Origin of the sequence: Sphaerochaeta sp. UBA5836 (assembly GCF_002432845.1) — a bacterium.
GTDB lineage: Bacteria > Spirochaetota > Spirochaetia > Sphaerochaetales > Sphaerochaetaceae > Sphaerochaeta.
Window position 1 is genome coordinate 1 of the sequence record NZ_DJGW01000073.1, and the last position, 13201, is coordinate 13201.

The following is a 13201-nucleotide window of genomic DNA, read 5'->3' on the forward strand; positions in this document are numbered from 1 at the left end:
TGTTCGATGTCGGGATGGATGCTTTCAGAGACGGCTGTGTCCATGCTTCGCAGCCTTCCCTCGAAGATATGCTGCAGACACTGGATGAACCCTTTTGCGACTCCCTGCTCAGGCTTATCCAGCAGAAGAAGAAAACCGAGGTTCAGGTGTACAAGAAGGCAAACCTCGACCGCAAGCACTTCTCAAAGATCAGAAGCGGCAACGGCTACATGCCGGGCAAGAAGACCATTCTAGCCCTTGCCGTGGCGTTGGAGCTGAGCCTTGAGGAGGCACAGTGGCTTTTGGGCTTGGCAGGGTACTCCTTATCCCATGCAAGCAAGTTCGATGTGATTGTTGAATACTGCCTGACCGAACACATCTACGACATATTCGCCATCAACGAGATTTTGTTCAGCTACGACCAGCCGCTTCTGGGCAGTTGAATTTGTCGCCTCCCAAGTGACCTTTGGCAAAACAGGACATGGTACTCCTTAGGTAGCCTAAGGAGGGTGCAGATATGACCGAATTGGTTTTTATTCTCGACAAGAGTGGTTCAATGAGCGGCTTGGAATCCGACACCATCGGGGGATTCAATGCGATGCTGGACAAGCAAAAACGTGTTGAGGGTGAGTGCTTCATCACCACCGCCTTGTTTGACAACACCTATGAGCTGCTTCATAACCGGCTGCCGATCAAGGCGGTGAAGGCGATTACAGCGAAGGAGTACTGCGTGGGCGGCAGCACGGCGCTGCTGGATGCCATCGGGCGGACGGTGCATACGATTGAGAATGCCCAGAAGCATCTGCAAGCAGAATATCAGGCGGAGCAGGTACTGGTGGTCATCATCACCGATGGGCAGGAGAACGCAAGCAGGGAGTACGGTCCTGATGCGATCAAGGATTTGATCAAAGCAAAGCAACAGGAGAAGTGGGAGTTCATCTTCCTGGGTGCAAACATCGATGCAATCGAGACAGCCTCAAACCTGGGTATCCATGCCGACCGTGCCCAAAGCTTTCATGCCGACAGCGAGGGCATCCAGGCCAACTTCGATGCGGTATGCGATGCAGTCTGCAGTGTACGGGCCTACAAGACGGTTCCTGAGAACTGGAATCANNGAGATCAAGCAGGATTTTGAGAAGCGCCGAAGCAAGAAGCGATAACAACCTAGTCACAAGAGGGGCTGGGGGAACTCCACCCCGGCCCTCTTTCCGATCGAGCACAGCTGCTCAAACACCTTCAATGAGAGGGGGACGCCGTTGAGATTGCTGTTTCTTTCAGCTTCATGCTCCTTCTGACCAGCATAATAGACTCGTTCACACCCTTCAGCGGGCTCGGTGTTGTTCAATTCTTCCAACAGCCTATCCATATCGGTTTTCAATTCCTCGGGATCTCTGAATACATCAAGCCGGATGGCTCCGAAGAAATGGCAGACGCGTGCACTGGTGGCCTCACTGTCCATGACGGACTTGCCGAACACCCCGCCGCTGGTGATTGCAGTCATGATATCAACCATGACTGCCAAGCCATATCCCTTGTGCCCACCGAAAAGTTCTCCCGCACCTCCGAGTGGAATGAGCCCTCCTCCCCTCTGATAGAGCATGTCCTGGAGCAATTGGCCCGCATTGCTGGTTACCTGTCCCTTGGTATCCACCGCCCATCCCTGGGGCAGCTCCTGCTGCTCGCGCTCATACACTTCAATTTTTCCTCGTGTCACCGCTGTGGTGGACATATCCAGGGTGAAGAGCTTGCCTGTGTGACCGGGTATCGAAAAGGCAATGGGATTGGTGCCGAACATCGGCATCCGACCGAACGTGGGAACCCCCAACGCAGCGGTATTGGTCATGCAGATCCCAATCATATCGTTTTTTGCAGCCATCTCCGCATAATAGCCGGCTATTCCATAATGATTGCTGTTACGAATTGAAGCAAATGCGGCACCACTCAATTTCGCTTTCTCCATCACCTTGGTCATTGTCTGTTTGCTGAGATACATACCCATGGAACCGTTGGCATCCAGAACCAGGGAAATCGGGGTTTCACGGAGAATCGTCGGGATGACAGAGCTTGCCATGATGCCTTTTCGTATTCCATTCTCATAGCGCCAAAGCCGGGCCACCCCATGGCTTGGGATGCCGCGGGCATCGGCTGCAACCAGGATCTCAGCTGAATCAGCAGCCTCCTCGGAGGAGAGTCCCAGCTTCCTGAAAACATCTGCAACAAACTGTTCCAACGCTTTTCGCTCGATCCTGATTTCCTCTTTCATACGTGCCCTCCTGTTAGATTGCATAGGGTAGTGACGATACCACCAGAGTGCTTTGATGCGTTCGGCCTTTTTCCAGGACCACGGCTGCTTTTCCGCTGTTGACCTGCTCGACACAGAGAAAATCCTTCCAGGCATCCAATACTTCCGGATTTTGCTTTGCTTTCTCATCACCAGGATTCCAAACAAAGACCTGTTTCAGGTTTTCCTGTTCCATTCGGATGCTTCTTCCAAGGACAGGATCATGGAGTGCCACAACCGGACCTGCCTGCTCAAAGATGCGGACAAACTCCCCGCCAACGACTACGGACCCGTCTTGGGAGTACTCCCGATTGCCGTCAGATCGGTCAACGACGGTACATCCGTCTAGTCCGGTGATCGAGCAGTCCTGCAAGCTGCCGATGCGAAAATACGTATGAAAGGCTTCTTCGAAGGAGAATGGTTGTTCATCGGTATTGGTCACCTGCAGATCCAATCGCAGGGAAGCGGCGACGGTTATCGTTAGCTGCAGGGAGAATCGGTACGGCCAAATGGAGCGGGTGTACTCGTCATCCTCCGTGGACAAGACGAGCTTGGTCGAACCGTCGGCGATATCGATCGCCTCTCTCAGTTCCCAGGGTTTGGTGCGAACCAAGCCGTGGAGGAACAAGTCATCCCTTTTCGGATGCTTTCCAAACCAAGGAAAACAGATTGGGATGCCTCCCCGAAACGGCTTTCCTTTCTCATAGGTGCTGTATGGACTCATGAACAATAGATCGGCCTGGTCGTTGGGAGTGAAGGATGCTACATGCGCTCCCTGCAGGTACACCATACACCGGGCTTGCTCATTTTCAATAAGGAGAACACTCAATTGAGCCGGCCCTGTTGCCCTCTGAACTGTCCGGGAGAGCTGATGCACGTGCAAATGTGCTGCTGTTTCCATCGTTCCGTCTCCTTCTGTGATGGTGAAAACAAGAGTCTTTACAAATCGACAATGCTAAGATATCATTTATCTAAGATATCAGCAAGCCTAAAGGAGGTTCGTTGTGAAAAAAATCATCAGTATCATCTCACTCTTTCTCATCATCACTTCCGTACTGCTCACAGCCGCAGGGGTGCAGGAAGCACCCGCAGAAAAGAAGTATGTTTTGCGCTTCAATCATGTACTGACACCGCAGGATCCGTACCATGCTGCATTCTTGAAATGGGCTGAAGCGGTCAAGGAAAGGACAAACGGCGGCTTGACCATCGAAGTCTATCCCAGCGCCCAGTTGGGGGTTGAAGAGGACATCCTTGAGCAAATCCGTCAGGGGGCAAACATCGGACAGAATACCGATGCAGCACGATTGGGCATGTATGTTCCCGACATGGCGGTGATGAATGCCCCGTACTTTGTCGAGACTCTCGATGAAGTCCAAAAACTGAATACGCTGCCCACCGTACAGGCATGGAAGGCCGAGCTCGAACGGACCCAAGGCTTCAAGGTCCTGTTGTTCTTCTGGGTGCAAGGTTTCAGGCAAACGATCACCAATAAGCCGGTCACCAGCCCCAAAGATTTGAATGGACTGCGCATCAGAACACCGGGCGCACCGATTTGGCAGGAGTCCATCAGGGCCATCGGAGCAATTCCGGTAGCCATGAACTACGGCGATATGTTCAGCGGTCTTCAGACCAAGGCCATCGACGGACTCGAGCTCTCCTTCACCGCCACCGCGACGGGAAACTTCCATGAGGTTTGCAAGTATGTGAATGAAACCAAGCATATCCTGCTGATCAATTTCGAGGTGATCAGCAGCAAGTGGTTCAATTCACTGCCTCCCGAATACCAAAAAATCTTGGAAGAAGAGTGCAACAAAGCTGGATTGGAGGTTTCCCGCCAATACCTTGAGGAGTTGGATCCGAAAAACTTGGCACTGCTGAAGAGCAGGGGTATGACCGTCATCCCGGAAGCTCAGATCGACATGAAGGCGTTCAAGGCTGCAGGAGAGGCTGCCTATGTGAAACTCAACCTGCAGGCGGCCCGTGACAAGATCTATGCTGAAATGGGCAAAACCAAGTAAGAAAGCATGGCATCGCTCGGATTGTACAGTCGTTATTCTTAGCTTACCACTTCCGCCAGGTATGCGGGTGCGTGCGCCTTATGTCAAAGCACGCTCCCGCATCATGATACCAATGCATGTTTCCTGCAGTCTTTAGAAAGGGGGTTTCCATGCGGAAATTCTATGAACGGATATGTAGACTGGAAGTCATAGTCTCGGCAGTATTTCTGTCGGCCAGCTGCCTGCTCATATTCATTGGCGCCGTGGCCAGATCGGTGGACAAGCCGGTGAACTGGTCCCAGGATTTCTCTCTTTTCTTGTTTGCCTGGAGTGTTTTTTTGGCGGCAGATGTTGCCTTGCGCCATGACAAATTGGTGAAAATGGAGCTGGTGCTGCTCAAAATCTCAGAAAAGAGTGCCAGAATCATTACCATCATCAACTACCTGCTCATTGTCTCCTTCCTCGCCGCACTCGCAATCTACGGGGTGAAGCTTAGTTTCATCTCCTATCGAAGGGTGTTCCAGGGCATTCCCGGCTTCAGTTATACCTGGGTGATCCTCTGTGTACCTGTTGGTAGCAGCCTGATGATCATCACCTCGATTCTTAAACTCAAGAATCTGTTCCAGAGTTGCAGGAAGGGGGTCTGACATGCTGCTTGTAGCAATCCTATTCATCGTATTTCTTGTCATGGGCATGCCTGTTGCCTTCGCAATCGGGATATCAGGAATGGCATTCTTTCTTCAGCATCCGGAACTGCCCTTCACCATCACGGTCCAGCTGCCCATTTCCCAAACACAGAACTTTGCCATGCTCGCTGTTCCTCTGTTCATCTTTGCCGGGAATCTGATGAACTCCTCGGGAATCACCAAGCGCTTGATGAAGCTCTCCTCGGTCCTGACCGGTCATATGCACGGGGGGCTGGCACAAGTCAGTGTGGTTCTCTCCACCTGCATGGGAGGAGTTTCCGGCTCGGCCATCGCCGATGCTTCAATGGAGGCACGGGTGCTCGGGCCTGACATGATCGAACGGGGATATTCGAAGGGATATACCGCAAATGTCATCAGTTGGACTGCCCTCATTACTGCAACCATTCCTCCCGGGGTGGGCATCATCCTGTATGGAACTGTCGGTGAGGTCTCCATCGGCCGGCTTTTTGCTTCAGGCATGCTGGTGGGACTGCTTATGATGATCGGCCTCATGATTACCGTTTGGATCACTTCCACCCGGCGCGGTTATGGGGCTGAACGGGAAAAAGCTACAACAAAGGAAGTATTCTCTGCGATTGGAGAGAGCATTTGGGCTCTGTTATTCCCCATCCTCCTGTTGGGAGGCATCCGCAGCGGCATCTTCACTCCCTCTGAAGTGGGAGCCTTTGCCTGCATCTACGCCATTATCATTGGTGCTTTTGTATACCGTGAGTTGGACTTCCTCAAAATTGCCAAGACACTCGGAGACACGGTCATCGATGTCGGGGCGATTATGTTCATCATCGCCCTCTCAGGTATTTTCGGATATGGGATTCCTCTGGAAAACATCCCCAAACTGCTTACGGATGCAATATTGGGTATTTCCCAAAACAAATATTTGGTCATGCTCATCATCCTCGGGATTTTAGTCATTCTTGGCATGTTCATGGATGGGTCGGTGATCATCCTGTTGTTCACCCCGATTTTCCTTCCCTTGGCGAAGGCAGTCAATATTGATCCGGTCCACTTCGGCATCCTGTTCTGCACCATTATCACGATGGGAAATATGACACCGCCGGTGGGCTTGGCTATGTATGCAGTCTGTCAGATACTCGATATTTCAGTGACCGACTACATCAAGGATATGTGGGCGTTTCTGTTCACCGTCATTGTGTTGGTGGTGATCCTGATGTTCTTCCCCAGACTTGTTTTATTCCTGCCGAACTTGTTGTTCGGATAAATCGTAAGGAGAATCGACTATGAAATTGGATGGAAAACTTGCTGTCGTCACCGGTGCAGCCCGAGGTATCGGAAGAGAGATTGCGATCCGCTTCGCAAAGGAGGGTGCTGCAGTGGTCCTGGTTGATGTACGTATTCCTACTGAGACCGAGCAACTGATACAAAGCTTTAACCCAAATGTGTTGTCCGCCGTTGTTGACATCGCCGATGTTGAGGCTGTCGAGCGCCTGGTCCAAAAGGTTCATGCTTGGAAAGGTCCCGTTGATATTTTGGTGAACAATGCCGGAATAATCACAAGGGAAGGAATCCTCGACTTGAGCCCACAGCAGTGGCGCAAGGTCATCGACGTCAACGTGAACGGAACGTTCTATATGTGCAAGGCGTTTCTGCCCGATATGGTGGCCAAACGCTACGGGAAAATCGTCAATGTGACGTCCATAGCGGGAAAAATCGGCGACATCACGGCCAGCTGTGCATATGGCACATCCAAAGGCGCGGTCAATACCTTCACCCGTTCACTTGCCCGCCAGTTGGCAGAGTACGGCATCACGGTCAATGCCGTGGCGCCCCATGCCATTGAGACGGACATGAGTGCTGAATGGTCGGAGGAGAAACGAAGAAATGTGGTCTCTTCCATTCCCCTCAAGCGAATGGGGACATCCAGCGAGGTGGCCGCTGCAGTACTTTTCTTGGCCTCTGATGAGGCTTCCTTCATCACCGGGGAAACGCTGAACGTCAACGGTGGTTACTTGATGGATTGAGATTCTTCATCACCGGCAAGAAAAGCACCGCTGAGAATGTTTTTCTTGCTGGTATGCAGATGTTTCTCTATGATTTGCAGCGCAGCGGGTGAATGATGTTCCAAGGCATTGAGGAGATCGATATGATCTTGGAACGTCTGTGAGTAGTCCGGCTTGATTCCAATATCATACATATACTTCATATTGAGATGCAGGTTCAACTCTTTGTAGGACCGATGTATGAACTCATTGTCACACAGAGAGCAGAGCATGAGATGGTATTGGCAGTCGAATTTTATATACGTGTGTAGGTCCTCTTGCGCCAAAGCTTCGGCCATTGATGAGGTGAGGGCCTTCAAGGGTTCCAACCTCTCTTTCTCAATGGTTTCATATACGCTCTTTACGGAATAAACTTCCAATAACTCCCTCATCGCAATTGCAGAGAGGATGGTTTTCTTGGTCGGCGTCTTGAGCAAGCACATGCTTCTGGGTCGTATTTCCACCAACCCATCGATTTCCAACCGCTTCAGGGCCTCCCGGATCGGCATCATGCTGACATCGAGTTCCTTGGCCAGTTGCTTGGTACTCAGGGTATCTCCATAATTGAATCGGCCACCGATGATGGAATCACATAGATACTGATAGACTTGCTCCGCCAAACTCCGTTTATCAATTACGGCAACCTGTTCCTGCTTCATATGGCTCCCTGATACTCATAATTTTTATCTTAAATCTAGTATATCAGAATTTGAAATCGTTTTACAATGCACAAAAAGGTGAGACAATCCGTAACCCGGCACTCTGCAGGACTCGATTGTTACCAAAGCTTTCAGACTCCTTGATAATTTCCTTCCTGCATTGAATCAGCATATTCGGCTATGGTAGAGTATGTTGATTCACTGATGAGGCCCCGAATGTTTAAGAAGTTTTTGCTTGTCCTTTTCATCGCGACACTTTTGGTTTTCCCCGGCTGCAGGAAATCCGAACAGCAATCAATGGCGAACGTTGCCATTCCCTCCCTGACAGTGGGCATGATGAGCGCCGTCGATGCCGCCCCCTTCTATGTAGCGCTTGAGAAGGGATATTTCAAGGAGGCCGGGGTCGATGTAGAGCTTATGCTCTTCACGAACGGACAGAATCGCCAGACGGCCTTGCAGACCGGCCAGGTCGATGGGGCCATGACCGACCTTGTCGCCCTCATCACCCAGACGGCAAGTGACTTCAAACTCATCGGAACTCTCTCCACCGATGGCGACTTCCCGCTTCTTGCGAAACCTGGTTTGGAACAGAAGCAAGCCGTTTCGGCTGGAACGATGGAGATCAGCGTGACAAACTACCTCATCGACAAGTACCTGGGGCCGGACCATACCGTTTCCAAGGTGTATATCAATGAGATTCCCGCCCGCCTGGAGGCGGTGGTCTCAGGCCGCCTCGATGTCGGCATTTTTCCCGAGCCCTTCGCTTCCATCGGGGCTCTGAGAGGCTTGGAGAAACTCTTCTATCCAGGCATTCCTTCCGAGAGCCTGAATATCATCGCCTTTACCGAGAAGGCGGCCAAGGAAAAAAGTGAGGCGTTGAAGCGCTTCCATAGCGCCTACGCAAAGGCTGTGAAGGCCATCAAGGAGGACGAGAGTCTTGCCCGCGAAGCCCTCATGAAGTACATCCCGAATCTTCCATCCGAGATCCGGGATTCGATTCACCTGCCCGACTTTCAGACTCCCAGGCTTCCCAGCACCTCCTTCATGCAGGAGATCATGGCTTGGACTGAGTCGGTGACCAACCAACGATATGAGTTCTCCCCTGCCGGCATGCTCGATGCCCGCTTCATCGAGGGCTTGTAATGCTGAGTATTCAGGATGCCCGGCTGCTCTACGGCTCGAAGGTCGCGTTCTCAGGCTTCTCGCTGGAAGTGCAAAAGGGCGAAATGGTAAGCATCATCGGCAAAAGCGGCTGCGGCAAGACCAGTCTGCTCTACGCAATAGCCTCCCTGCTGCCTCTGAATGGGGGGGCCATCACCACAGAGGGTGAGTGCGCGATCATGTTCCAGCAGGACCGCCTGCTGCCGTACAAGCGGGCAATCGACAATGTGCTGCTCGGCCTTCCCAAGCAGATGAGGGGCGAGGCAGAGGCGTTGCTTGCTTTGGTGGGCCTTAAGGAGAAGATGTCCAGTTATCCCAAACAGCTCAGCGGCGGGGAGAGGCAGCGTGTCGCCCTCGCCCGCAGCTTGATCCGCAAACCCGGCCTCCTTCTGCTGGATGAACCCTTTGCTTCCTTGGATGAACAGACGAGGGAGCGGCTGCAGGATGAGGTGAAAGCCTATGTGAAAGCCAACAACATCACCTTGGTGCTTGTCACCCACAGCATAGCCGAGGCGGTTTTCATGGGTTCGCGCATCGTGGTGATGACAGAGGAAGGCATCGTCTTTGAGACAACGAATCCTTATCATGAGCTCTCTGATCTGCGCATAAAGAAAGAAGCCTTTGAATTGCAGAGAATCTTGCGTTCCCGGTTGGGAGGCAGCCGATGAAGTACCTGCGTGGCTTTCTGGCTGTGATCATCACATGGTACCTTATGGCCCTGGTGATGCAGGCCCCGATCATACCCTACCCGCATGCAGTCTTGTTGCATCTGGTTTTCAGCATGCAGACCGCCAAGCCGTACCTGCACCTGCTCTTCTCCCTCTACCGGATTGCCATGGGGATGGCCCTGGCCTTGTTCTTCGCCATTCCCACCGGCATGCTTGCCGGTCGGACACAGAAGCTCGACCAGCTCATTTCGCCGGTGCTCTACCTGCTCTATCCCCTGCCCAAGATTGCATTCCTTCCGGTCTTCATGGTGCTTTTCGGCATCGGGGACTTGTCCAAGATCATGCTCATAGCCGTGATCATATTCTTTCCGGCCTCTGTAACCATCCGTGACGGGGTGAAGGAAATCTCTGTGCAATACCTGGAGCTTGCCCAGGCATACCATCTCACGCAAACCCAAATCCTGAGGGATATTCTTTGGCCTTTCATCCTGCCGCGGATTTTCTCATCGCTGCGCATCACCTTGGGCATTTCGCTTTCGGTGCTCTTCATCAGTGAGAACTATGCAGCCACCTACGGTCTTGGGTATTACATCATGAACAACTGGGTGATGGCCCAGTATGTCGGCATGTACGCAGGAATCGTCCTTCTGAGCCTGCTAGGCTTGACCCTGTATGTCGCCCTCGACGGCCTTGAGCGCTTGGTAATTCCAAGTGAAACACGTTGAACAGTAAAAGAGGAAGAAGCCGACGGCCTCTTCCTCCCAACGTTTATTCAGTTACTGGATATCGATATATTACTTGCTCTCGCGGGCACTCTTCAGCGCATGCGCCCACCAGGAGAGCTGATCGAGCATGCTGTTGACCTGGGGCTCAAGATTGGGAACGTCCTTGATCTGCTTCTGTCCGTTTATGATCGGATAGAAGTCATTTCCCATAATCAGGACCGACTGCCTCACCGGCGCCATCTGAAGTTCGACACAGATGTCACGGAGGTGCTGCACCGCACGTGCACCGCCGGCCGAGCCATAGGAGAAGTATGCCGCTGCTTTGCGGTTCCATTCAGGATATGCGTAGTCAAGGGCGTTCTTCAAAGCTGCGGTGATGCTGTTGTTGTATTCAGCGGTGACGAAAATGAATCCGTCCAGGCTGGCAATCTTTTTCTGCCACTTCTGTGCAACCTCATTGGTCGAGGGAACGTAGGCGTTTGAGCTGACCTCATCGAAGAAGGGCATGGGATAGTCGCGAAGGTCGACGATTTCAAAGGCTAGGTCGGTGCGCTTCTTTGCAATCGATGCTACGTATTCTGCTGCCTGCTGTCCAACTCTTGCGGCTCTGGTACTGCTTATGATAATTCCAATCTTTGGTACATTCATGTTCTTACTCCTTAACAATGTTGCATTGCTATATATGTAGCTTACAATTTTATTTTGCAATCGTCAAGCATTTTGGTATGAATTATCGTTGCCCGTTGCCACGTGCTTTACTCTACACCTCCGTGAGAGTACACTGATGCAAAACAAGGAGTCCTGACATGGCAAAAGATCCCAAGGCATCACTACAGGTTGTTGCGTCGAAGAACGTAATGCAAATTCTCATCGCCCTGCTTTTTGTGGCGATGGGCATCATCGGATTCACTTCGGGACGCGGGTTGGGAAGCCAGATATCCCGCGAGCTCTCCAACATGTTCGGCGGGGATAACGAGCTGCTGCTCTATGTCATATCCACCTTGCAGCTGATCAGCGGTCTGTTTCTGGGTGCCCGGCTTTTCACCAAACTCATTCCCGACAAGATCACCAAGCTTGCCTATACGGCCATCCTGATCTTCTGGGTCGCCCTGATTGTCATCCTCGATGTCCTCACCATCGACTTCGGTCGCATCAGCGGCTCCGATTGGTTCACCTGGATCGAGCAGGTCGTGCTGCACTTGATCGTGCTCTCCGGTATTGTACAGATCCAGATCTGACTTCTCATTGAACAGGGGGCTATGCAACCGGAGAGTATGTATAGCCCTTGCTAATACCAAATGAATGAATTATCAGATGTAAAAGTCTATCTGCCTATGCCAGAGCGTGGATTTCTTTTTTTCCCCGAGTCAGACTCTTTCCAAGATGGTTCCTTCCCCGGGGACAACGTCCATTCGGAAGCTGCAGGATTGCCGAAAGAGTTTCATGTTTCTGGCCCATCCAATAGAGTCGATACGGCTGTCACTGCTCATTCGGGATTGTAATCGACAACCAATAAGGGGAATATACTGAAGCCTTTCGCTGTTCAGAAAGATGCAAAGCAAAGAGGGATGAAAATCCACTTCATAGATGTTGGAATATTCTGATATCAAGAGGTACATATAGAAATGTTTGTAGTTAATATTACACGATAATGTAGATTTTACTACACTTTCGTGCAACAATTCCAATAAAAGGAGGTAATGTATGAAGTACTATCCTGAATTGGTATCTCTTGGATGCTTTAGTCTAGAAAATCTAAAATCCATTACCGGCAGCGATGAGGCCGCGAAAGCTCTTAGCCGGGCATATAGGGGAAAAGGATATATCCAAAGTGTCCGGAAGAATCTCTATGTTGCAATCAGTATGGAGACAGGACAGCCTGTTCCTAACCGCTATGAAATTGCCTCCCATATCAGTGAGGATGCAGTCGTTTCGTACCACAGCGCGTTTGAATATTACGGATATGCGAACCAGGTGTTCTATGACGTATATATAACAAGCCAGAGTCGCTTTCATGATTTTCAATTTGATGGTATTACCTATCGGCGGGTTAGTCCGAAAATCGTCAGTCACATACAACAAGGACCAAAGGGAGTTCGAGTTTCATCACTCGAACGAACTGTCATTGAAAGCATTGAAATGTTTGAGAAAATCGGAGGATTGGAAGAACTGTTACGATGCCTCCAGCTGATTCCTGGATTGGATGAATCACAGCTTCTCTCTTGCTTGGAGGAGTACGACAATGGCTTCTTGTACCAAAAAACAGGGTTAATTCTCTCTGCATTGGCTCAGTCACTTCAATTATCCAGTTCGTTTTTCGAGAATTGCAAGATGCATCTCCCTACCGGGAAGTCTTATCTGTACAACCGATCGAAGGACTTTGTATTCCACAAGGATTGGAACATCTACGCACCTGCTGATGTGCTTAAGCTTATTGCAAAAGGAGTGACAGATTATGATGCAATATGATCGTATGGTATTAGGACGACAAGCACGAGAGTTGGGATTTGTCAGAGATACATTTGAGAAAATATGCCGGTTGGCAGATGTGTTGAAATGGATTCATTCTGACTCATTTTTGGCTGAGTTATTAGCACTCAAGGGAGGAACCGCTCTCAACCTTATGATTCTTGACTTGCCTCGACTCTCTGTTGATATCGATTTGGATTTTTCTCACAATCTCTCACGTGATGAGATGATGAAGTCACGGGAAATTCTTACAGAACGAATAAAAAAGTACACGAGTGCTGCAGGATATACGCTTGGACTCAAGTCAAAAACTTATCATGCTCTGGATTCCTTTGTTTTTGAGTATCAGAATGCTGGGGGCATGAAGGATAATATGAAAATTGAGATTAATTACATGCTTCGCTGCCACATTCTTCCACCAGTAGTAAGAACTATATTGTTACCATGGAGTGAACAGGAACTGGCTACGCTTTGTCTTGATCCGATAGAAATTTATGCTTCAAAAATTGTCGCTATGCTCAATCGCGCGGCGCCAAGAGATTTGTTTGATATATTTAT

At 50.6% G+C, this 13201-nt stretch carries 15 protein-coding genes and 1 pseudogene; 12 read left to right on the plus strand and 4 right to left on the minus strand.

The features are described 5' to 3' along the window. Together B3F49_RS05815 and B3F49_RS05820 are read left to right on the plus strand one after the other, a co-directional pair. A pseudogene (locus tag B3F49_RS05815) lies at positions 1-422 on the plus strand (RNase III inhibitor); the annotation flags it as partial. Positions 423-535: 113 nt separating this feature from the next. Further along, positions 536-1114, plus strand: coding sequence for a vWA domain-containing protein (locus tag B3F49_RS05820; RefSeq protein ID WP_422663647.1), 579 nt, complete (start codon positions 536-538; stop codon positions 1112-1114). Between the two features lie 33 nt (positions 1115-1147). Here the strand turns inward: B3F49_RS05820 and B3F49_RS05825 are convergent, their stop codons facing one another. Further along, positions 1148-2242, minus strand: a complete 1095-nt coding sequence (locus tag B3F49_RS05825) for an Ldh family oxidoreductase (RefSeq protein WP_293909691.1) — start codon at positions 2240-2242, stop codon at positions 1148-1150. A 13-nt stretch (positions 2243-2255) separates the two neighbouring features. Beyond that, positions 2256-3161, minus strand: a complete 906-nt coding sequence (locus tag B3F49_RS05830; protein ID WP_293909693.1) for a D-hexose-6-phosphate mutarotase — start codon at positions 3159-3161, stop codon at positions 2256-2258. 103 nt (positions 3162-3264) lie between these two features. Here B3F49_RS05830 and B3F49_RS05835 point away from each other — a divergent pair, with 103 nt between their 5' ends. The 4 genes from B3F49_RS05835 (at position 3265) to B3F49_RS05850 (ending at position 6943) form a co-directional block, all read left to right on the plus strand. Further along, entirely contained in the window at positions 3265-4278 is a 1014-nt protein-coding gene (locus tag B3F49_RS05835; protein ID WP_293909695.1) for a C4-dicarboxylate TRAP transporter substrate-binding protein, read from the plus strand. Positions 4279-4427: 149 nt separating this feature from the next. Further along, positions 4428-4904, plus strand: coding sequence for a TRAP transporter small permease (locus B3F49_RS05840; RefSeq protein ID WP_293909697.1), 477 nt, complete (start codon positions 4428-4430; stop codon positions 4902-4904). 1 nt (position 4905) lies between these two features. Further along, complete coding sequence (locus B3F49_RS05845; RefSeq protein ID WP_293909701.1) at positions 4906-6183, plus strand: TRAP transporter large permease; 1278 nt, start codon at positions 4906-4908, stop codon at positions 6181-6183. A 19-nt stretch (positions 6184-6202) separates the two neighbouring features. After that, on the plus strand, positions 6203-6943 hold the full coding sequence (locus tag B3F49_RS05850; RefSeq protein ID WP_293909703.1) for an SDR family NAD(P)-dependent oxidoreductase: 741 nt from the start codon (positions 6203-6205) through the stop codon (positions 6941-6943). Here B3F49_RS05850 and B3F49_RS05855 read toward each other — a convergent pair. Then, entirely contained in the window at positions 6928-7620 is a 693-nt protein-coding gene (locus B3F49_RS05855; RefSeq protein WP_293909706.1) for a GntR family transcriptional regulator, read from the minus strand. The genes B3F49_RS05850 and B3F49_RS05855 overlap by 16 nt on opposite strands. Before the next feature lie 216 nt (positions 7621-7836). Between B3F49_RS05855 and B3F49_RS05860 the strand changes: the two genes are divergently transcribed. From B3F49_RS05860 to B3F49_RS05870, 3 genes are read left to right on the plus strand one after another with little or no spacing between them, the layout of a single operon-like run. After that, positions 7837-8763, plus strand: a complete 927-nt coding sequence (locus B3F49_RS05860) for an ABC transporter substrate-binding protein (protein WP_293909709.1) — start codon at positions 7837-7839, stop codon at positions 8761-8763. Continuing rightward, positions 8763-9449 carry an ABC transporter ATP-binding protein gene (locus B3F49_RS05865; RefSeq protein WP_293890898.1) on the plus strand — a complete coding sequence of 229 codons (687 nt, stop codon included), beginning with the start codon at positions 8763-8765 and terminating at the stop codon, positions 9447-9449. Before B3F49_RS05860 ends, B3F49_RS05865 begins: the two co-directional genes overlap by 1 nt. Continuing rightward, complete coding sequence (locus B3F49_RS05870) at positions 9446-10174, plus strand: ABC transporter permease (protein ID WP_293909711.1); 729 nt, start codon at positions 9446-9448, stop codon at positions 10172-10174. The genes B3F49_RS05865 and B3F49_RS05870 overlap by 4 nt, the downstream gene beginning before the upstream one ends. 69 nt (positions 10175-10243) lie before the next feature. Here B3F49_RS05870 and B3F49_RS05875 read toward each other — a convergent pair whose 3' ends face one another. Beyond that, entirely contained in the window at positions 10244-10822 is a 579-nt protein-coding gene (locus tag B3F49_RS05875) for an NADPH-dependent FMN reductase (RefSeq protein WP_293909714.1), read from the minus strand. Positions 10823-10980: 158 nt separating this feature from the next. On the opposite strand from B3F49_RS05875, the gene B3F49_RS05880 reads away from it, so the two are divergent. From B3F49_RS05880 to B3F49_RS05890, 3 genes are all read left to right on the plus strand, one after another. Then, on the plus strand, positions 10981-11412 hold the full coding sequence (locus B3F49_RS05880) for a hypothetical protein (RefSeq protein WP_293890907.1): 432 nt from the start codon (positions 10981-10983) through the stop codon (positions 11410-11412). Between the two features lie 466 nt (positions 11413-11878). Next, positions 11879-12643 carry a type IV toxin-antitoxin system AbiEi family antitoxin domain-containing protein gene (locus B3F49_RS05885; RefSeq protein ID WP_293890910.1) on the plus strand — a complete coding sequence of 255 codons (765 nt, stop codon included), beginning with the start codon at positions 11879-11881 and terminating at the stop codon, positions 12641-12643. Beyond that, positions 12630-13201: nucleotidyl transferase AbiEii/AbiGii toxin family protein (locus B3F49_RS05890; RefSeq protein ID WP_293909717.1), on the plus strand; the 572-nt coding region annotated here is incomplete at its 3' end. The genes B3F49_RS05885 and B3F49_RS05890, both read left to right, overlap by 14 nt.